Source organism: Vibrio tubiashii ATCC 19109 (assembly GCF_000772105.1).
In the GTDB taxonomy this organism is placed as follows: Bacteria; Pseudomonadota; Gammaproteobacteria; order Enterobacterales; family Vibrionaceae; genus Vibrio; species Vibrio tubiashii.
Genome location: NZ_CP009354.1, coordinates 1,081,359 through 1,100,323 on the forward strand (window position 1 = coordinate 1,081,359; position 18,965 = coordinate 1,100,323).

Annotated in this window: 22 protein-coding genes and 3 pseudogenes; 24 read left to right on the forward strand and 1 reads right to left on the reverse strand. The window is 40.8% G+C overall.

The annotated features are described in order from the left end of the window. Nucleotides 1–21: 21 nt before the first annotated feature. Nucleotides 22–1,329, reverse strand: a complete 1,308-nt coding sequence (locus IX91_RS04885) for a type VI secretion system ImpA family N-terminal domain-containing protein (protein WP_004748962.1) — start codon at nucleotides 1,327–1,329, stop codon at nucleotides 22–24. Nucleotides 1,330–1,968: 639 nt separating this feature from the next. Between IX91_RS04885 and IX91_RS04890 the strand changes: the two genes are divergently transcribed. The 24 genes and pseudogenes from IX91_RS04890 to IX91_RS26790 all read left to right on the forward strand — a co-directional run bounded on the left by IX91_RS04890 (nucleotide 1,969) and on the right by IX91_RS26790 (nucleotide 18,945). Further along, nucleotides 1,969–2,571, forward strand: coding sequence for a porin family protein (locus tag IX91_RS04890; protein ID WP_004748963.1), 603 nt, complete (start codon nucleotides 1,969–1,971; stop codon nucleotides 2,569–2,571). Nucleotides 2,572–2,580: 9 nt separating this feature from the next. Further along, nucleotides 2,581–4,062 (forward strand): type VI secretion system-associated FHA domain protein, encoded by a 1,482-nt coding sequence (locus IX91_RS04895; RefSeq protein WP_004748964.1) that lies wholly within the window; start codon nucleotides 2,581–2,583, stop codon nucleotides 4,060–4,062. After that, nucleotides 4,055–4,558 carry a type VI secretion system lipoprotein TssJ gene (tssJ, locus tag IX91_RS04900; RefSeq protein ID WP_071881245.1) on the forward strand — a complete coding sequence of 168 codons (504 nt, stop codon included), beginning with the start codon at nucleotides 4,055–4,057 and terminating at the stop codon, nucleotides 4,556–4,558. Before IX91_RS04895 ends, tssJ begins: the two co-directional genes overlap by 8 nt. Nucleotides 4,559–4,569: 11 nt before the next feature. Further along, nucleotides 4,570–5,895: a type VI secretion system baseplate subunit TssK gene (gene tssK, locus IX91_RS04905; RefSeq protein WP_004748966.1), complete on the forward strand. Its 1,326-nt coding sequence runs from the start codon at nucleotides 4,570–4,572 to the stop codon at nucleotides 5,893–5,895. Then, nucleotides 5,892–6,692 carry a type IVB secretion system protein IcmH/DotU gene (icmH, locus tag IX91_RS04910; RefSeq protein WP_004748967.1) on the forward strand — a complete coding sequence of 267 codons (801 nt, stop codon included), beginning with the start codon at nucleotides 5,892–5,894 and terminating at the stop codon, nucleotides 6,690–6,692. The genes tssK and icmH overlap by 4 nt, the downstream gene beginning before the upstream one ends. Nucleotides 6,693–6,833: 141 nt before the next feature. Then, nucleotides 6,834–9,608, forward strand: a complete 2,775-nt coding sequence (locus IX91_RS04915) for a DUF4150 domain-containing protein (protein ID WP_004748968.1) — start codon at nucleotides 6,834–6,836, stop codon at nucleotides 9,606–9,608. An 8-nt stretch (nucleotides 9,609–9,616) separates the two neighbouring features. Then, nucleotides 9,617–10,237 carry an AHH domain-containing protein gene (locus tag IX91_RS04920; RefSeq protein WP_004748969.1) on the forward strand — a complete coding sequence of 207 codons (621 nt, stop codon included), beginning with the start codon at nucleotides 9,617–9,619 and terminating at the stop codon, nucleotides 10,235–10,237. Nucleotides 10,238–10,239: 2 nt separating this feature from the next. Further along, nucleotides 10,240–10,866, forward strand: coding sequence for an imm11 family protein (locus tag IX91_RS04925; protein WP_004748970.1), 627 nt, complete (start codon nucleotides 10,240–10,242; stop codon nucleotides 10,864–10,866). A 267-nt stretch (nucleotides 10,867–11,133) separates the two neighbouring features. Beyond that, on the forward strand, nucleotides 11,134–11,346 hold the full coding sequence (locus IX91_RS26570; RefSeq protein WP_004748971.1) for a hypothetical protein: 213 nt from the start codon (nucleotides 11,134–11,136) through the stop codon (nucleotides 11,344–11,346). Between the two features lie 71 nt (nucleotides 11,347–11,417). Continuing rightward, a pseudogene (locus IX91_RS26070) lies at nucleotides 11,418–11,572 on the forward strand (PAAR-like domain-containing protein); the annotation flags it as partial. A 29-nt stretch (nucleotides 11,573–11,601) separates the two neighbouring features. Beyond that, nucleotides 11,602–12,219 carry an imm11 family protein gene (locus IX91_RS04935; RefSeq protein WP_004748972.1) on the forward strand — a complete coding sequence of 206 codons (618 nt, stop codon included), beginning with the start codon at nucleotides 11,602–11,604 and terminating at the stop codon, nucleotides 12,217–12,219. 345 nt (nucleotides 12,220–12,564) lie between these two features. Beyond that, nucleotides 12,565–13,092, forward strand: a complete 528-nt coding sequence (locus tag IX91_RS04940; RefSeq protein ID WP_004748973.1) for an AHH domain-containing protein — start codon at nucleotides 12,565–12,567, stop codon at nucleotides 13,090–13,092. Between the two features lie 2 nt (nucleotides 13,093–13,094). Continuing rightward, nucleotides 13,095–13,685 (forward strand): hypothetical protein, encoded by a 591-nt coding sequence (locus tag IX91_RS04945; RefSeq protein WP_004748974.1) that lies wholly within the window; start codon nucleotides 13,095–13,097, stop codon nucleotides 13,683–13,685. A 13-nt stretch (nucleotides 13,686–13,698) separates the two neighbouring features. Then, nucleotides 13,699–14,235, forward strand: coding sequence for a hypothetical protein (locus tag IX91_RS04950; protein WP_004748975.1), 537 nt, complete (start codon nucleotides 13,699–13,701; stop codon nucleotides 14,233–14,235). 68 nt (nucleotides 14,236–14,303) lie between these two features. Then, a pseudogene (locus IX91_RS26325) lies at nucleotides 14,304–14,437 on the forward strand (PAAR-like domain-containing protein); the annotation flags it as partial. A 29-nt stretch (nucleotides 14,438–14,466) separates the two neighbouring features. Further along, the gene (locus IX91_RS04955) at nucleotides 14,467–15,084 is read left to right on the forward strand and encodes an imm11 family protein (RefSeq protein WP_004748660.1); all 618 of its coding nucleotides are present in this window, start codon (nucleotides 14,467–14,469) and stop codon (nucleotides 15,082–15,084) included. Between the two features lie 115 nt (nucleotides 15,085–15,199). Continuing rightward, entirely contained in the window at nucleotides 15,200–15,757 is a 558-nt protein-coding gene (locus tag IX91_RS04960; RefSeq protein WP_004748661.1) for an imm11 family protein, read from the forward strand. Next, entirely contained in the window at nucleotides 15,758–16,114 is a 357-nt protein-coding gene (locus tag IX91_RS04965; RefSeq protein ID WP_004748662.1) for a hypothetical protein, read from the forward strand. 225 nt (nucleotides 16,115–16,339) lie between these two features. Further along, nucleotides 16,340–16,906, forward strand: coding sequence for a hypothetical protein (locus tag IX91_RS04970; protein ID WP_004748663.1), 567 nt, complete (start codon nucleotides 16,340–16,342; stop codon nucleotides 16,904–16,906). 78 nt (nucleotides 16,907–16,984) lie between these two features. Next, on the forward strand, nucleotides 16,985–17,557 hold the full coding sequence (locus IX91_RS04975; RefSeq protein ID WP_004748664.1) for a hypothetical protein: 573 nt from the start codon (nucleotides 16,985–16,987) through the stop codon (nucleotides 17,555–17,557). Nucleotides 17,558–17,565: 8 nt separating this feature from the next. Further along, entirely contained in the window at nucleotides 17,566–18,057 is a 492-nt protein-coding gene (locus IX91_RS04980; RefSeq protein ID WP_004748665.1) for a hypothetical protein, read from the forward strand. A gap of 71 nt (nucleotides 18,058–18,128) precedes the next feature. Further along, a pseudogene (locus IX91_RS26330) lies at nucleotides 18,129–18,282 on the forward strand (PAAR-like domain-containing protein); the annotation flags it as partial. A 29-nt stretch (nucleotides 18,283–18,311) separates the two neighbouring features. Then, the gene (locus IX91_RS04985) at nucleotides 18,312–18,740 is read left to right on the forward strand and encodes an imm11 family protein (protein ID WP_004748666.1); all 429 of its coding nucleotides are present in this window, start codon (nucleotides 18,312–18,314) and stop codon (nucleotides 18,738–18,740) included. Next, a complete protein-coding gene (locus IX91_RS26790) occupies nucleotides 18,718–18,945 on the forward strand; it encodes a hypothetical protein (RefSeq protein WP_004749709.1) in 228 nt (75 codons plus the stop codon). The genes IX91_RS04985 and IX91_RS26790 overlap by 23 nt, the downstream gene beginning before the upstream one ends. Nucleotides 18,946–18,965: the final 20 nt, after the last annotated feature.

The following is an 18,965-nucleotide window of genomic DNA, read 5'->3' on the forward strand; positions in this document are numbered from 1 at the left end:
GCCTTTAATTTTTTGACGTTGTTATTTATTACTATTCGTTGCGGTTTTTAGTTGATTTAATTTGTACAAGTAGGTGTTGAGCAACAGTAATGAACGATCGACTTCTGATTGTTCCATCTGTTTTTCTGCGTACTCAATTCTACCGAGCAACGGAAAGAGTGAGTTGCTGTACTTATATGCAGCTACAGTCTCTTTATCTGAGTTCTGATTGGCGACATTAGCGAACACGGTTCTTGCGTGAGCAAATCGCTTGTGAATGGCTGTGTACTCGTCTTCGAAAATAGAACGACGAGTTTTGAAGCTCTGTCTAAGTTGTTGGATAGAGGAAGAATCTGGATAGATCGTTGTCAACTTAGATGTCAGTTCATCGATCGTATCTATATGGCTGACTTTTACTGGATCTAAATACCAATCCTGCATTAGAGAACTTAGGCGATCCACCGTAGGTTTCCTTAAAGACGGCGTGTGGGCTTTGTTTTCAGACATCAATGAATCCGCAACTTCGGAAAGCTCTGTTAACGAGGCCTGTTCAATCTGTCGCTTAAGTGATTCGAATTCTTGCTGTTTGTGGATAAAATGGGCGGCCAACGCGGCAACAATTAGACCTATTAGTGCGTAAAGAACGATAGGGTTCGATTTGGTGGAAGTGGGCTCAACCTTTTGTTTCTCTTTGGTTGGCTTGCCCGAGACTGTCGGGGCGATATCGACTTTAATCGCAGGTGCCGGAGCTTGGGGGCGAACAGGAGACGGTGCCGTTGAAAGCTCGATAGCTTTACGTGCCTGCTGGGCTTCCTTAAACTCCTCGATCCATTGGTTTAATATGCGACGAATGCGACCAAACGAAGGGGCTTTAATTCCGTAATGAAGACGGAGTTCTTCTTCAATACGTAAGCATAGTTGGTGTGCTGCCTCGATTAATGGCAACTCCTCAGGGCGAGGGTTATGCTTTTTTATGCGTTTTTCTACGTACTCAACCATCCATTCAATTGCACTCATTCTCGCATTAGATTTTGAGTGCTCTGGGTATGCTGAATACCAATACACGATACACAGATCTAGCAAGGAATTGAGGCCTTCAACTAAACCTTTCAACCCTTCATTGTGAGTGGAGGCGACAGTGAAATAGCAGCTGCAACGAAAGTCCTTACCATGGGAGGTGAGGATTTTCTTCGACAATGCCTGAACACTTTTCCACGACACTCGCCCTGTTACTTTATTCAAGTTGTTTATTTGACGCTTGATCTCATCAAAGTCATCCAAGCCATTTGGGTTTAAGCCGCTTGGATTACTTTCATCGATTGGCCTTCTGGCGAAGTCGCTGAAAAACATATTTCTTACCAACTGTTTATTAATTACTCACACGTTAGCGTGTGGTATAAATTTTGTTATTAAGGTTTGTTTATTTTTATTAAGGATTACTTTGTGGAGGATTTTATAGTTAAAAGAAAGAAATTGAACAATAACTAATAATAAAAAACATATAATTTAACTTAATGTGAGTTGAGTTCACGTTTTGCTGCGTTATCTTGAGCTATCTGACATTAAGAATAGTGCGGTCACTCGCATAAAATCAGTATTTTTGTGTGAATAATGGGCTGAAAATCATTGACACAGCTTATTAATGATGGATGTTCTGGAACCAATGTATCATCTTTATATTTATGAACCGCTTATTTAGCGACTACTAAATAAGCAAAGTTAATTAGTGTCTGTATGTATTTTAATCAGTTTTAAACGATGTATATGTAATCAATTGTATTGACCATTTTGTTAATTAATAGTCGTTTCTAGTGATTTATCAGCCGGAGACTTAACCCGACTTTGTGCAATTTATAATAGTTAATATGTTTTTATTAATAGTCGAATTGTCTTATTTGATGGAGGGATTTTTTAGCTTATTGAAAAAGAGATTATTATTGATATCTTTCGCCTCTACTTTTAATCGTCGGTTTTTCTTAGAGGGACGAAATGCTAAAACCAAGTCAAGTCGGGCTAATCTCAGCCTTGTGTCTATTCTCAACCTTTGCTCTAGCCAAAGGTGAGCGTTACGGTGCTTCGGTCAACATGATCAACATCGACAGCATCAATTATAAGCAGGGCGCTAGTGGTAAACAGGATTCGCTTCGTTACGGTATCGTGCATACTCGACCGATTGACGAGAACAACAACCGTTGGCGCTGGTGGCTTGGTCTAAACTACTTGTCTGAAGATATTAAAGCGCCAGCAAATGGTGTGTACCAAGAAACAACTAACTTCGAGTTGCGTGTTGTTCCTCAATACGCGCTTGAGACTTGGTCTGTATTCACTCCTTATCTTGGCGCGGGCTTGTCACTTGGCTACTCCCAATACTCCAATCGTTGGAAGGTAGACAGCGAAGGCTTCAGATACGGTTCTCAACTAGAGGATATCGATCAGTTTGAAGTGGGCGCAGTCGCGACAATTGGTACTGTAATCAAATTGGGCAGCAATCCTGACGCACATATCCAAATAATCCCCCAGGCTTCCTATATCCTTCCTGTCGTAAATGATGGAATTGGTGGCGTTGAACTTTCTGTATCACTGCTATTTTAAAGGTTAGCAATGCGCTTACATCAGCTTGTTCTATTCATTTCTAAATGTCCGGAGGAGTACACCGGTGCCAAGCATATTGAGATGCCAGAAAGTGGTGGTTCAATTGGTAGGGCAGCGGGGTGTACCGTCTCTCTCTCGGACCATAATCGATTCATATCAGGCACTCATTGTTTAGTGAGTATTTACGGTGATACGCATTACATTAGTGACGTAAGTACTAATGGCACCATGGTAAACGGCAATAAGATATTGAAGAATCAGCCCGTTTCAATATGCGATGGTGATGTTATTACACTTGGCCAGTATGAAATCGGTGTTTCTCTTGAACTTGTAACCAGCAATCAAGATATTGCAGCTGATATTGCACCTGAGAGAGTGTCGAGTGATCCACTGCTCAATCTTGGTGAGGCGATGGTCGAAGAAGAAGACCAAAGCGGTGTATTAGAAGATCTGTTTATGGAAACCAAACAGACCGAAGTGGACAGCCATGATCCCGTTGCGCACCTCAATTTTTCAATGCATCGTGATGATGACTATCTTATTCGAGATGTTGAGCAACCTGAACACGCTCAACCCGCTTCAATAGAAAGTACGCGTCAAATCGCCGATGATAGCTTGAGTATCCATTCTGAGTTTGATCTGCCAAATCTAATTCCAGAAGATTGGATGGGTATCGAAAGAGCAAGTCAACCGACTAGAGATGAGTCGGAAAATGCTTCTACCCCAGTATTAGACACATCAAAAGAACCTGCGAAATCGCCTGCCGTACAGTCAGAACCAACACCGAATATGAAGGTGAGCCCCGTAGGTACTGGTGGTTCTGCTGCGACTAGCGAAGTATTAGGGCAAAAATGGGAAGAAGTCACTCAACCTTTTACTCCATCATCACACCAAACAGAGCAACCAGACTCCTCCATCGACGAGCCGAAGGTCGATCTAATTACCAGTGAAGCGACGTCGACTCCAAATGTTGTTCAAACTAACGATATCAGCCAAGCATTTTATGAAGGCTTGGGGATTAGTAATTCAGATTTAACCCGAAACGATGCAGCATTATTTAGACAGATGGGAACATGTCTACGTCTGTGTATGGATAATCTACAGAAAGAATTACAAGAAGTAGAAGCGTTAAAAGATGAGCCGAATGCAAATGAATCAGCAACCAATTTAGCGGAGTTGATGCTGACATTGAATAGTCAGAATTTGCTATCGCCAAATGAACTGATCGAACAAATGCTCGATGAACTTAACGACCATCAAGTATTGTTCAATCGAGCCCTCGGCGAGCTCCTAATTGAGCAATCGAAGTTAAATGATCCAGAAATGTTTGCCCATGAACTAACAAAAGGATCCTTGTTCACCACAAAGTCAAAGCTATGGGAACAATATCTAGACTTCTACTCAAACAATCGTCGTCAGTTCAACGAAGGCTCATTGAGCGGCATGATTAAGAAAAATTACAACAAAGCGTTAAAGGGAAACCATGCGTAGATTCATCATCTTAATAGGGTTTTCCCTACTAATGTCAGGGTGCTCGATGTGGGACCAGTTTAAAGAGTCGTCAGGAATTACCCCTGAAACGTCATCAATTGAATTAGTGATTGAGGCATCACCGGTACTAAACGTGCGTGAGGGTGGGCAGTCTTCTCCGGTTATATTGCGCATTCATGAACTCACTTCCCCGGTACTTTTTCGAAGCTTAGACTTCTTCGCATTGTTTGAAAACGATAAATCTTCACTGGGTGATGAGTACATTAAACGCTACGAATACCAAATCCAGCCGGGTGACAAAATTCATGAAATGTTGGTGCTGACGCCTGAAACAAGAGCCTTGGGTTTTTCGGTCGCTTTTCGTGATATTGACGGTTCTTCATGGCGTAAAGTTGAGATCATTGAAGAGAAGAGTGAGTACTTTTTAAACCTCAATATTGAAGGCAGCGAGTTAACGTCAAATAACACTCGTGGCATAGAACAAGTTTACTTTTAAGGGATAGAACCATGTCTTTATACAACCCAGTTGTTTGGCAAGATGGAATGTTCATGAAGCCGCAACACTTTCAACAGCTCGATCGTTCGCAAAGTAAACTGTCTAGTATGCTGAGTTCTGTTGCCTCGCCACTTCATTGGGGGATCAAACGACTAGAAATTAACTCGCAATTGTTGGCGTTAGGCAAAATCGGGATTACTCGTGCTGAGGGAATACTGCAAGACAGAACGCCTTTCGATCTCCCTTTGTTAGCGGAATTGCCAGAAGTGAAAGATGTTGATCCTTCGATCGCGGACAAAGTCGTTTATCTTTGTTGCCCTCTACCCTCTGAGCGCTCAGAGATTTTTGGATCCGAAAAGGACGATGCACGTTACACCATTGAATCTCAAGAAGCGGTGGATGCGTGCTATGACTCCGAAGACATGGCGAGTATCGCCGTGGGCAAACTGAACTTCCGTTTGATGTACGATCACGAAGATAAAAGTGCTTATACTTCGATTCCGATCTTAAAAATTTCAGAAGTTAAACCTGATGGTAGTGTGATTCTTGACGAAACCTTTATTCCTACCTGTATTGATATCCATGCCTCTGCCGTTCTTAGCAAATTTGCCACTGAATTTGCTTCAATGCTCAAACACAGAGCAGAGTCTATCGTAGAAAGACTTGGTGTGGTGGATCAGCAAGGAGTGTCTTCGGTATCGGATTTTATGCTTTTGCAGGCACTTAACCGATACGAACCACTATTTTGGCATTACGAAAGCAGTGAAGGGATCCATCCAGAATCTTTGTATCGCACCCTACTTCAAGCAGAAGGTGAGCTCTCTACGTTATGCTCTGCGTCGAGACGCCCGATTGAATTTACTAAATATAATCATGGTGATTTAACTAGCTGTCTTTCACGTACCTTAGACAGTGCGAAAATGACCTTGAGTGTGATGTCTGAACAGCGGGCGATGCCACTGACCCTGAAAGATCAGAACTATGGAATCAGAACAGCTGCAATTCCTGATAGCAAGCTGATTGACACTACGACCTTTATTCTTGCGGTGAAAGCTGACGTAACACTCGATGTATTGCATACCCAGTTCGTCAGTCAGACTAAGATTGGCTCAATTGACAACATCCGCGATCTGATCAACTTGCAGTTGCCAGGTATTGAAATTAAACCAATGCCAGTTGTGCCTCGTGCCTTGCCTTACCACGCAGGTTACACCTATTTTGAACTCGATAAGAGCGGTGAAGAGTGGGCTGCATTGAAAAACACCGCAGCAATTGCAGTTCATGTTGCTGGTGATTTTGCTAACTTATCGTTGCAACTATGGGCCGTTCGTCTATGAGTTATGCTGAAACCGATTTAACGGTAGTACTGTTCCAGCCGGAACCAGGTAAACCGATGGAGGTGATGCCACCTCCAGACTTATCGCGCAATATAGCGGTACAAGATCTTAATATCGAAACAATGGGAATCAACCCATTAGTTGACCAGTTCTCTTGGCTTATCGCCACTTTGTCTTGCATGTCTTCCATTCCATGGTTAGATGACCCAATGCCATTTCGCGAAGAAGTCGCCCGTGAGATACGTAAAGGTGAACGCAAGCTCAACGAGATGGAGCTTGACCGAGCTTCAATATTAGTTATTCGCTACTGTTTATGCGCGGCTATTGATGAATCGGTATGCCGACAGGAGTGGGGGGCGAATAGCCATTGGAGCCAGAACAGTCTTTTGTCTGAGTTTCACAATGAGACATCAGGAGGCGACAAGTTCTTCATCATTCTTGAAAGATTGAAAGCAGACCCACGAAAGTATCGCCATGTCATAGAGTTCCTTTACCTTCTACTGCAACTTGGTTTCCAAGGCAAATATGGCCGAGAAGAGCGCGGAAACGAGAAACTGACAGAGATAGGCAATACTATCTATCGCCTTGTGCGTGATGACCGCTTAGCAGAACAAGAAAAAGTCACACTGGTTAACCTAAAAGCCAAGTATTTAAAAAAACCACTTAAAAAGGTGATTTCTCCTAAGTTAATTTTGGGTTTTAGTGCGCTTACCTTCGCCGTTATGTACGCAGCAACCTACATTGTTATCGACATGAAATTCCAGAAATTACTGGAAGTGTATCAGCAGAGTATGTGATTCAAAGTGGGATCTTCTGCCAGATTTTTAAGTTAGCGTGATTTTTAAGGTCAGTTCCGTGGAAATCACTAGGTATTTAGAGAGATTGCAATATGCGATCTCTTTTATTATTCACTCATTACATATTCATATGGATTGGTTATGGGCGTAACAGTTTGTGCAAATGGACTCAGTGTGGTTCATAAAGGATCAGGTGGTGAAGCGAATGCCACGCTTCCCGACGTGTGTCTGACGACAGTAGGCAACTCGGTAGTGCCTATACCGTATGGTAATAATGCTAAGTCTGCTGATTTAGCCGATGGTACTACAACAGTCTCGATGGACGGCGGCAACAGCGTTGCTATCAAAGGCAGTAAGTTCAGTGCCAGTACGGGTGATGCAGGCGGCGACAAAAAAGGCGTATCTTCAGGAACAATAGAAGCAGAAGCCGAATTTATCTCCGCTTCGCCGACTGTGAAGTTTGAAGGTAAGGGCGTGTGCCGCCTTTCCGATCAAATGACCATGAATAAAGCCAACACCATGTGTTTAGGTGGCGCCCAGAATCCATCTGTGACTGTGACGGAAGAAGCTGAAGGGACTTATACGGTTGATATTGAATGTCGTTATCCTGATGGTGTGCTTCTTAAGAACGCAGACTTTGACATTACCGACGTCTCCGGCGGTGTGCTTTCTTCCGGTCATATTGATGATTCTGGTAAAAGTATTGCGTCAGGCTTAAAACCTGGTCAAATCAAAATTCTTGCCAAAGAAAGTACGGATGATTTTATCACGACACCTGTTCGCATCACTAACCCTCACTATCTGCCAGATTACAATGATTATGACTTTTTTGATAGGTCTGCTCAGGGGCAGCAAACTTTCTGGCACCCAAACCGCATCGCCCCTCCAGTAGAAGGTTGGGGGACCATGGGCTCCAGTCTCACTGCTGACCGATATTTCGCTGATATTGTGAAAGAGGAAACGAAAGCTCATTTTGAATTTAGGCACCCTGACTTTCAGTTCAGCGTATTGGCAGAGTCTCTAATCGCGGGGATTGATAGCCTCTCTGATGCCAGCTTTGACAGTGTACTGGTGAATGGCTTACCAATAGTGATGGAAGAAGGGGAAATACTGTCCGTCTTATTTCGTTTACCCAAGCATGAAACAGCAGACCGTATGCTGGCTTACATGCGCGCTCGAGGTAAAGGTAATCCTCAGACTTTCATCAATAATTATCCTTGGGACAAAGCTAAGAAAAGCCTCAATTCAGAGATTGAAGGGTTGTTAAGCAAGATAAAAGGGCGTATTGAGTCTCTAAGATCTGAAGCTAGTCGGTTGAATTACGTTTACTTGTCTTCTGACATCTATAAAAAGCATGTAAGTACCATTGATACTTATGCTAAAAAACTGCCCGATAATCTCAGTCAAGCTTTCAAGCGTATGGAGAAGAAAGCGAACCAACTCATGAGTGATGTATCGGGTGTCTCGGTCATTCAAGCGCCTAATCATGTTTACTCTGCGGAAGCAGGGACTATTGAAGTTGTGGTTAATGCGATACAGAAAATAGATTTAGAGGAGCAGAAATGGGTCAAAGTCCGTGCAATATACTCCGATCGTTGGCAGACACCTATATATGCTCAAAACCTCAAAATAACTGCTAACTCAGTGGTGCATGAAGAGAACGCATCACTCAATGCTCTACCCTTGAATAGCACAGAATCTGAAACCATAGACTTGGCTGTCGAAACAAATCAAGTTGAAGGTGGTGTAGCGGTATTTGACACATTAAAACCTAACACAGATATGGTAACCGTAGAGTTCGTTGGCGAACCAGGTATTGAGGAGCAAATCGTCAATATCCAAGACAGCGTTGAGGCAACACTTGATGGTACATACAACGCACTTATTGAGGACATGAAAGGGTTCCAACAACAATGGGATGAAGAGGGTTACTGGACTTTAGGCGATGGTGTGATTGACGGTGCTCAAGCTTGGGGTGCTGATATTGTTGATATGTTGTCTCCTAGTTTTTGGGGAGACGCTGCGGACACTATCTCAGATTTATCTTCTTCTGCTGTAGATAAATTGGCGATTTATTCAGTCGATAAGTTCAACTCGATCACCAAGGCAATGCTTAACGAGAAGGGGCAACTGAAAAATCCAACTTGGGTATTGGAAACATTAGGAAGAGAGTTTGATTCATTCCAAGACAGTGTTTTTGAGTCTGTCGATGAAGCAATTGAAGATGTAAGTAAGCTGTACGCGGAAAGTCAAGATGTGGTGCGAAAGCTAGAGTGTATTGCTAAGCATCGGCAGACGATTCTAGAATTGCCACAGAAAATCTCTAATGGTGATGTCGATGCGGTTGAAACCTTTGTTGACACAGTGTTGATGGAGCTTGACCCTGATTGGGCACAGGAAATAAAGGGCCACGAACAGTTCCCTAACGCAATGGCAATCATAGAAGACCACGATACGATTCTGACTTATGTGACTTATCTGTCTTTAATGCTTGAGGCTATTCCACCTAACTTCTATTTCTACTACGGCGGTAAAGCGGGTACATATTTGATCCTTGAACTGATTCTTACCGTTGTGCTGGCTATTTGTACGTTAGGCACAGGAGCAGCGGCTCGTATTGCGACGCTAGTAGCACGTTTTGCGGGAGGTGCTAAGAAGGTCAAGGGAATAAGAAATGCGGCTAAAGCTCTGGATTCATTTATTAAGGCTGTGGAAAGCTTGATTGATGTTCTGTCTGATTATCAGGAGCTAGCGGAAAAACTGGTCAAACGCCCACTTGGGAAATTTAAAGGCAAGCCTGTTACAACCATGACTGCGAAAAAGAAAGCGGTTAAACGAGATGCAAGCTGTAGGCTTTGTCATTCCAACCAACATAAAACGCCTCGTTATAAACGGGGTGAGTTAGAGTATATATAGAGTTCACTATGGCAAAAGGATATAGAGAAGCTGTAATGGATCCGGCTAAATTGGATCCTAGTCACCCCACAAACCATGGTTTTCAAATGCAGGTGCACCACCTTTTATCAAAACAAGGTGTAAAAAAAACAGGTAACGGCGATAAGCTTAAGTCCTACGGATATGACATCAACTTGCCCGGTAATTTAGTCGCTTTACCTTGCACTTTGGAAGGAGCGTGTCATTTACAAGTTCAACTACACAGGGGCAATCATCCTACAGTTATTGATACCAATGATAATGATAAGGAACATCCTAAGGGTTACCACATAGAAGTAACCGAGTTAGTAGAAGAGGCTTATAAGACCATAAGTAAACGTTGTGAGAATCAGGGTAATCCTGGTGTTCAGCGTTATATGGATTATCACAGCTTATTAATCTTGCGCAGGATAAGTAGCTTTGCTTTGCCATTAACTAGGGTTGCCAAAGCCTTTAAGCGTGGCGGAGTTGGGTGCTTGGGAGCCACAACAGTGCCAGAGCTAGATTTAAAGCTAAAAGCTCAACCCAAAGAATGCCAGTGCAATGAGAGAAAACATGATAAATTCAGTACTTTCAAAGAGGTACCGTACAATTTAGAAAGAGGAAAGTAGCTTTGAATATTTATGATGAATCTTATTATATTATATTCCCGGATTATGAATTTGAGGACTATGACAATGACCTCACACCAACCTCATATACGGCAAATACTCATTGGAAGTTTGAAAAGTTGAGTTTTGGTATAAAGCCACTTACTTTTGTCTCTGATAATGACAATTTGGATTATTTGCAGCAAGATTACACTATAGCATTTAGCGTACCGAACTTTGTGGTCACAAACAAACTTAAAGAGCTGCTTGAAGCTGGCCTTTACGGCAGTCAGTTTTTTCCTGCGATCATTCAAGATGAAGAAAATAATGCTGTTGAAGGCGTTTGGGCACTGAATACTTTTGATGACTTAGATTGTATCGATCTAAAGAGAAGTCAATTCTATATGCCAAGTGATGGAAGTAAGGACATTGATGGGTTTTCTATTAAACCAGATATGGATAATTACCGACTTCGAGAAGATGTGCTGGATGCTATTCCAGAAAACGAACGTTTAATTTTTCAGATCGGAAATACATCAAGAGGAAAAATCTTTTTTCATCAAAAAGTAGTCGATATTTTTAAAAAATACGATGTTAAAGGCATCAAATTCTTTAAAGTCAGTGAATTTGAGTATGGGGACCAACATTAAAAATTGGTGATCCCAAAGACAACCAATATTATTGAGCTTGATATGAGATATTTTAACATCTGAATATGTGCCTCGCATAATGAAATACGATCTTTTCAAAGTGTCTAATTGGGAAAAGGATTCCAGTCTGTAGATTCTTAATTTATATCGTGATAGTAGAGGAAGAAATCTTATCATTTTACTCGAACGAGTTTTGATGAAGACTCGTTCACTTTTAGAATCGGGGTTTTATTGGTGCTATGATAGTAGTTTGAAAAACGATTTCCGATGTATGCAGTAATCGGTATTGTACAGTCGTTGCTCCAGCAAGGTTTGAAATGGTTAGGTGTTCGTGTTGAATTCTCCAAACTAGAGCATGTGCCTCTTGAAGAGCGTTTAATATTTAAGCTAGAAGAAGACTATGGCTTGGTATTTATACACGAAAGCGTGATTGAGCTACTCAAAAAACACGTCAAAGATGTCTGGGTAAGAGATGTATAGAAAGCGCCGAAAGGCGCTTTTTCATTTGGCATAAGATTTAATCGATAAATTATGTAGATGCACATTCTCAAAAAAGTACCGGTGATGCGGGCGGCGATAAAAAAGGCGTCGCATCCGGCACGATAGAAGCCGAAGCGAAATTTATTTCAGCCTCACCAACGGTTAAGTTTGAAGGCAAGGGCGTATGTCGCCTGTCCGATCAAATGATATGAACAAAGTCAACACTTTCTAAAGATCCTTAGAATAGGAAAATAGATGAAATACGATAACCAATATTATTTACTGTGTGAGTCTGGTCATGCAGGCTTTCATATGCTTGGGCAGACTGAAGACTCTGACGATGGACTTGATCACCTGATGGCACAACGTTCATTAAAGCGGGAAGTCAAAGGTCTTGGCAAGGTGGAAGTGTGTGAAGGAAACAAAAAGAGCTTCTCCCCTTGTGATTACCACGAAATTGCAGAACAAATGGTATCCGATAAATTTAGACAGGTTTTATTACCGTTTGAGCTTCAGGGGGTCGATTTTTATCCAACAGAAGTGACTAACGGTGACAAAGTCTGGTCGGACTATTTCATGATGCATATTTGGAATAACTATAAAGCCATACATCAAGGGCGTTCAGTCATTGATGGGACATATGTTGACGATGACTTTTTCTTAGAAGCATTGTCGTTAGATGAAACGCTGTTAGACAAGGTGCCTTTAGAAGAACGGCTCGTTTTTCGACTTCAAGAAGATCCACGATTTCTATTCCATGAAACAGTGGTTGATGCTTTAAAAGCGGCAGATCTTTCCGGGGTTGGTTTCATAAGGGTTGACCAGTGGGGACCTGCTGCAATGTTTAGTGATGATGACCTCGGCGATTTATAGTTTTTTTGCTCCTCTGAACATTGGTTTATCTGACAAAGTAGGTGTAGTTCTGTAGCAAAAAGCAATACTGGTTATCCTCATCTTCGAGAAAAACAAAACGCAGATAGGTAAATAGGTGAACTATTATCGAATGATGTGGAAGTTTATAGAAGATGAGGCGTCATTTTCTACAGAAGAGGTTTGGTATCGTATTCATGGTAATTACAACCCTAATATGTACTAATTCAGACCTGATCTATAGTTGAGTCAGTATGACCTGAAGAGTGTTGAGGTGCCTCATAATAACAGCAAATTTCCTCGTCAGACGACAGTAAAAGTCACCCTTGGTGGCATGGTGCGAACGCGGTGCAGGCCCATCATCTTATTCCTAAAAGTGTATTCAAACTAAAAAATACAAAGAGCAAACAAGTTCGAGAAAAAATGATGTTCCTGCGGCGAATAGCCCAAATGTGTGCATACAATATTGATTTCTGGAAAAATGGCGTTGGACTACCAAATAAAAAAGAAACTGCATGTTTTTTAAACAAGCCTAGGCATTCAGGTGGCCACGACCGAAATGAATTCAACTACACCAATGAATGTGTAAAGCTGGCTCATAAAAAATTAAGTAAAGACCTTCAAAAAAGAGAAGATAACGGTAGCTGCTCAAAAACGACCAACTCCTCGTTAATTGCTAAATTCAATGAGTCTAGCAAATACATCTTCGGAAAAATTGCGAACTTTCGTTGGTTTGTTACTAGTGATGGACAAAATTATGATCCTAAGATACAGCCATATGTGGGGTGTCGCTCAAACTGTAACAAAGGACATAAGATTCTACATCTAAAAACGAAGCAGCAAATCGAAAACTATGACCTACAAATTGGACAATAATAATGTCAGATATTAACGAAGAATATTACGTGCTTGTATGTGGCTCTGGTGAAGTTCCTTCCCCTTACGTTTCTTGTAGTAAAAGTCACTACCTAATTTACCAAAAGCCCATGTCACTCAAGGTTCCTATCCAGATTGAATCCGCTGCAGAAGCGCAAAAGAGTGTGCCACTTATCGAAGCGATGGCTGCACCAAGTGACCCTGTACTATCGGAGAGAATAACAAAAGTACTAGAATATTATGATCTTTATAGGGTTCAACTACTTCCTGCTGTGTACACCCATAATGATGATAATGAGTACCCGTATTCAGTGTTAGTCGTCAACAATGATATCGATGCTTACGATTTTGACAACGGTCAATACTCTGAACGTTTAGATGACGGTGAAGTTGGAAACCCTAGAAACTGTCGATTAGACCCCACTAAACTCGCTTCCATTCCTCTGGATAAGCGTCGTATTTTTTTTATACCGGGCATGATGGATTATTTGGTCCATAGCAGCATCGCAGAGCCATTAATTGCCTTGAATGCAAGTGGGCTTCACCTGGTGCCATTATTGCAATGGGATGATCGCTTCGGCATGACAATTTAAAAGGAAAATAGTGATGAATGAGTATCAGATTTTTCATCGTAGTGTTCACTATCAGAAAAATAACCGCGTTATACAGGCTAACAAAGTAAGAATGATGGAAATCCAACCGGATTTGGTGGTGGATTTTTGTCAATGTCCACGGCTATTTTTTGCGGAAAAGTACGCGGACATTCTGTCAGCGATGGAGCCAGTAGGCGTCGAACGCCTGAAAAACCCTTATCGTCCAGCTCTAGATGCAGACGTTCAAATTGATATCGGAACTGAGCAAGAGTTGGAAACGATTGATGATGTCGACTATGTCTTTTTCCATGTCTTTAATCGCTATGATGTGCTGGACAAAGACGCAACACAGTGGAATTGCGATATACCTTCAATCGGTGCAGTTGCTGTCCCTATTTTGGATGAAAACAAACTCAATGCGATCCCTCTGCAACAACGTCTTTTGTTTAAGCTTGAGCAAGACCCTTCATTTATGTTCGTACATGATAGTGTTGTAGACGCTATGCTGAACGCCAAAATGCAAGATATTTGGGTTCGTTGGGCTGAGTAAGCGTTTGTAAATGAATAATTTATAAGGGCGCCGAGAGGCGCTTTTTCTTTATATGCTTTCATTACTTTGGAAGACAAATCGGCGTATCTTCAGGAACAATAGAAGCAGAAGCCGAATTTATCTCCGCTTCACCGACTGTGAAGTTTGAAGGCAAGGGCGTATGTCGCCTGTCCGATCAAATGACATGAACAAAGCCAACACTTTCTAAAGATCCTTAGAATAGGAAAATAGATGAAATACGATAAGCAATATTATTTACTGTGTGAGTCTGGTCATGCAGGTTTTCATATGCTTGGGCAGACTGAAGACTCTGACGAAGGACTTGAGCATCTGATGGCAAAACGTTCATTAAAGCGGGAAGTCAAAGGTCTTGGTAAGGTGGAAGTGTGTGAGGGGAACAAAAAGAGCTTCTCCCCTTGTGATTACCATGAAATTGCAGAGCAAATGGTATCGGAAAAATTTAGACAGGTTTTATTGCCGTTTGAGCTTCCGGGGGTCGATTTTTATCCAACAGAAGTGACTAACGGTGACAAAGTCTGGTCGAACTATTTCATGATGCATATTTGGAATAACTATAGAGCTATACATCAAGGCCGTTCAATCATTGATGGGACGTATGTGAATAATAGATTTTTCTTAGAAGCATTGTCGTTAGATGAAACGCTGTTAGACAAGGTGCCTTTAGAAGAACGGCTCGTTTTTCGACTTCAAGAAAAACCACAATTTCTATTCCATGAAACAGTGGTTGATGCGATAAAAGCGGCAAATCTTACCGGGGTTGGTTTCATAAGAGTTGACCAGTGGGGACCCGCAGCAATGTTTAGTGATGATGACTTTGGCGATTTATAGTTTTTTTGCTCCTCTGAACATTGGTTTATCTGACAAAGTAGGTGTAGTTCTGTAGCAAAAAGCAATACTGGTTATCCTCATCTTCGAGAGCAACAAAACGCAGATAGGTAAATAAATGAACTATTATCATATGGAATGGAAGTTTATAGAAGATGAGGCGTCATTTTCTATAGAAGAGGTTAGGTATCGCCTTAATGATATCTATTACCCTAATATTAAGGCTTACACTACTCCTGTAAAAGTATATGTTGCTCAGGTTTACGAGCAGCGTCAAATGTCTGATATGTTGAAAGCGATAGATTTTTTGCCTCATAAGAAAGTGGTTCAACAACTGTTATCGCAACAAATTAGTGGTATTCAGTTACTTCCAGTTGAGGTGAACGTAGATGATACTATTTACAATGATTACTGGTTTATGAATGTTTTTGCTCGTTATCCAGTTTTAAATATCAGCGAGTCCGAGGCGGAGGATTTTGATGATGACTATGATGCCTACACTAGCTTAGTTCAAACAGTTTTGGATAAAGACAAACTGAGTAAAGTTAATGTTATGCATGACATCTTTCGTTGTTCTGAGTGCCCTGACCATATCATTGCTAATGAAAGAGTAAAGCAATTGTTTGAGTCCAATGGCTTTACCGGCGTTGCTTTTTATGAAGTGGAGGTGGTGTAAATGAACTGGAAAAAACAAACATACTTAGGGACTGAATTGTTCTCACATAATGTAAAAGTAGATAGCTTGCTGAAAACTCCAGACCTTCTTTTCGACTTTACAATATACCCAGGGTTATATGTAAGTGATAATTTGGACCTAGATGAAGCATTTGAGTCACACCACGCAATGGTGAGTGTCACATCAAAGGAAAATTATGGGTATGAATTCATTCAAGCTGTTCCGAAAGGCCAGTCATCAGATAGCATTTCTCACATAACATATGATGAAAGTGGGGTGTATTTATCTGAAGCTCTAGTTAATGCGTTAATTAGCTGTAAACCAGTAACGGTGATGCATAGACAGTTAAGCTTGTGAGCTATTTTCCAGGTAAGTCAAATACAATGAGCGCCGAAAGGCGCTTTTTCTTTTCTCGACTTGTGGTTATGATTATTCACTAGTAAGTACAGTAGGATGTGCTATGGTCTCCCTCAAAATATGGCTAAAATTCGAAGTTATGGTATATACCGCGTAAATAAAGCATTTCATACATTATGAATCATCAAGGCCATAAGATAGAAAAAGAACATTAGAGGTTGTGAAATGAGCGATTATTATTTTTCTCGAGAGGTTACTGATACTCCTTTATATGATTTTCCAGAAGAGTTTTCTGACTCTGTTCCATCAAATGTCTTTACATACCCAAACCAAGCAATCCCACTTATAAAAAAGTTTGGCCCGATTGGAGAATACAAAATTGCAGAAGTTTTTTTAACTCCGTCGTTGAGTATTCGTTATGACTTATTTGTAAGACTGTCCTTACATGATGTTTTTGGTGTAAATTGGGTGGATGTATTTCTACTTGATAAAGGGAGGCATAAATATAAAACACTTCAGCTATGTAATGAGATTAAAATTGTAGACAGGATGAGAAGTGATTTCGACTTTTACGATAATTTCGAAGGTGGGGAATTTATTTCCGGAATGAATCGGTTGGTAGTAAATGAAGAGCTGATTAATAGCATTGATATCGAGGAAAGGCTCATTTTTAGAGACCCTGGATGGAGGGATAAAATATTTTATCACAAGTTGATTGTTGATCAGATAATGTCTGAAAACGTGAAAGATATTGAATTCTTTCCTGTAGATGGGTACTCGGAGTTTAATTAAATGTATATCAACTATCCGGGGGACATAAGTTTTAGTTATGTGTGATTTAATGGAAACTAGTAAATAAAAGAGGTGTAAATGGAGTTTTCGGTAATCTCTGAGGACTTTATGAGAAGCTCGACTGCATTCCAATGCGTGGATAGTCGGGAGTTTTTCTACAGTACAAATAACTATCACCCTACAACTTCAGAGAGCTCAATTAAATGGGAGGATAAAAATATCATGTCCTCCATGGTACACCCAATCGCTGATAATGGTGACATATGTGTTACAAAAGACTTAGCAGAAATAATAATGAGTTTCGATCCATATGGAGTAGAGGTGTACCCTGCTTCGCTAGTAACAAAAGACGAGGAGATTAATAATCGATACATACTCGCTATAAATAATATACAAGATGTTGTGGATTTTGATCGTAGTGTTGTAGAAAAATCACCCTATAATGGTGATTTAATCGTTCATCGATTATTTCTTTGTTCTGATAAAATATCAAGAATACCATTTAATAAGCGAATAATTTATAGATCCAAAGATGCTGATACGGCTGTTTTTTTTGCTCCGGAGATCTTTGACTTGATAAAGGATGATAGCCGTTTTGCCCTATTAAGAAAGTTAAAAAAGAACACCAAAATGCGTGCACCTAAATTTTAGGAACCATGATGAATTCAGAATATTTTATATTAGAGAAAAATGGACTTAAAGAATTTCCATTCCAACAAACGCCACAACCGATTGTACCAGTTGAGCCAGACTTACTACTGGAAATGACCTTCTCGCCAAAGCTATTTATTATTGGTGATATTGCCTCGAAGGTAGAGCAGTTAGTGAAGCACGGTGTGGAATGGCTAGATGCTCGTGTCGATTGCTCTCCTAGCCAGCCTTCAGATGACCAAATCAAGGTTTACGAAGATTATAGAATGCCGTACATCCATAAAACCTATAAGTTGACGGACAAAGAAAAACAATACGGTAAGTTGAACTGGTTAGACGTTGATTCTGCCGAGTTCGATTTCTCTAAGCTTGAGCATGTGCCTCTTGAAGAGCGTTTAATATTTAAGCTAGAAGAAGACTATGGCTTGGTGTTTATACACGAAAGCGTGATTGAGCTACTCAAAAAACACGTCAAAGATGTATGGGTAAGAGAAGTATAAAAAGCGCTGAAAGGCGCTTTTTCATTTGGCATAAGATTTAATCGATAAATTATGTAGATGCACATTCTCAAAAAAGTACCAGTGATGCGGGCGGCGATAAAAAGGCGTCGCATCCGGCACGATAGAAGCCGAAGCGAAATTCATTTCAGCCTCACTAACGGTTAAGTTTGAAGGCAAGGGCGTATGTCGCCTGTCCGATCAAATGACATGAACAAAGCCAACACTTTCTAAAGATCCTTAGATTAGGAAAATAGATGAAATACGATAACCAATATTATTTAATAGTAGAAAATACATGTTCGGGGGCTTTTATGCTTGGCGAAAGTCAAAAGTCAGATAAAGATTTAAGACTTTTGGCTGAGCGTTCAATTAAGCGCTATGTGAAAGGACGTGGGCATGTACACCTGACTATGGGGGATGAAAGTCAGTTTTCACCTTGTGACTATCATTGGGTTATTCCTGCGGGAGTCGTATCTTATAGATTCAAAGAAGTCCTTGAAAAATTCGATTTACAAGGAGTGGACTTCTATGAAACAGATATTGAAAATAATGGTAGGGTCTGGAGTGATCACTATCTCGTTCATATCTGGCATAACTATCGGGTAATTCATCAAGGACGTTCTAAAATCAAAGGCAGCTACATTGACAATGACTTTGTCCTTGAAAAACTCATCACTGGATGAAAAGGTTTTAGATAATGTCCCTCTTGAAGAACGATTAGTATTTAGGCTAAATGAAGCCGTGAAATACTTATATCATGAATCAGTTGTTGCAGAATTTAAAGCGGCGGGACTTACAGGGATGGATTTCATCAAAGTAAGAGACTGGTCTATTGGAGGTGCTTTTACTTCAGTGGATGAGGAAAATGATTTCTATGACGACCTCTAATATGTATTTCATCGATCACC

Bases quoted from the DNA above. Each gene is read 5' to 3' on its own strand.
- IX91_RS04885 (WP_004748962.1), bottom strand. From the start codon at position 1,329: ATGTTTTTCAGCGACTTCGCCAGAAGGCCAATCGATGAAAGTAATCCA.
- IX91_RS04890 (WP_004748963.1), top strand. From the start codon at position 1,969: ATGCTAAAACCAAGTCAAGTCGGGCTAATCTCAGCCTTGTGTCTATTC.
- IX91_RS04895 (WP_004748964.1), top strand. From the start codon at position 2,581: ATGCGCTTACATCAGCTTGTTCTATTCATTTCTAAATGTCCGGAGGAG.
- tssJ (WP_071881245.1), top strand. From the start codon at position 4,055: ATGCGTAGATTCATCATCTTAATAGGGTTTTCCCTACTAATGTCAGGG.
- tssK (WP_004748966.1), top strand. From the start codon at position 4,570: ATGTCTTTATACAACCCAGTTGTTTGGCAAGATGGAATGTTCATGAAG.
- icmH (WP_004748967.1), top strand. From the start codon at position 5,892: ATGAGTTATGCTGAAACCGATTTAACGGTAGTACTGTTCCAGCCGGAA.
- IX91_RS04915 (WP_004748968.1), top strand. From the start codon at position 6,834: ATGGGCGTAACAGTTTGTGCAAATGGACTCAGTGTGGTTCATAAAGGA.
- IX91_RS04920 (WP_004748969.1), top strand. From the start codon at position 9,617: ATGGCAAAAGGATATAGAGAAGCTGTAATGGATCCGGCTAAATTGGAT.
- IX91_RS26570 (WP_004748971.1), top strand. From the start codon at position 11,134: ATGTATGCAGTAATCGGTATTGTACAGTCGTTGCTCCAGCAAGGTTTG.
- IX91_RS04935 (WP_004748972.1), top strand. From the start codon at position 11,602: ATGAAATACGATAACCAATATTATTTACTGTGTGAGTCTGGTCATGCA.
- IX91_RS04945 (WP_004748974.1), top strand. From the start codon at position 13,095: ATGTCAGATATTAACGAAGAATATTACGTGCTTGTATGTGGCTCTGGT.
- IX91_RS04950 (WP_004748975.1), top strand. From the start codon at position 13,699: ATGAATGAGTATCAGATTTTTCATCGTAGTGTTCACTATCAGAAAAAT.
- IX91_RS04955 (WP_004748660.1), top strand. From the start codon at position 14,467: ATGAAATACGATAAGCAATATTATTTACTGTGTGAGTCTGGTCATGCA.
- IX91_RS04960 (WP_004748661.1), top strand. From the start codon at position 15,200: ATGAACTATTATCATATGGAATGGAAGTTTATAGAAGATGAGGCGTCA.
- IX91_RS04965 (WP_004748662.1), top strand. From the start codon at position 15,758: ATGAACTGGAAAAAACAAACATACTTAGGGACTGAATTGTTCTCACAT.
- IX91_RS04970 (WP_004748663.1), top strand. From the start codon at position 16,340: ATGAGCGATTATTATTTTTCTCGAGAGGTTACTGATACTCCTTTATAT.
- IX91_RS04975 (WP_004748664.1), top strand. From the start codon at position 16,985: ATGGAGTTTTCGGTAATCTCTGAGGACTTTATGAGAAGCTCGACTGCA.
- IX91_RS04980 (WP_004748665.1), top strand. From the start codon at position 17,566: ATGAATTCAGAATATTTTATATTAGAGAAAAATGGACTTAAAGAATTT.
- IX91_RS04985 (WP_004748666.1), top strand. From the start codon at position 18,312: ATGAAATACGATAACCAATATTATTTAATAGTAGAAAATACATGTTCG.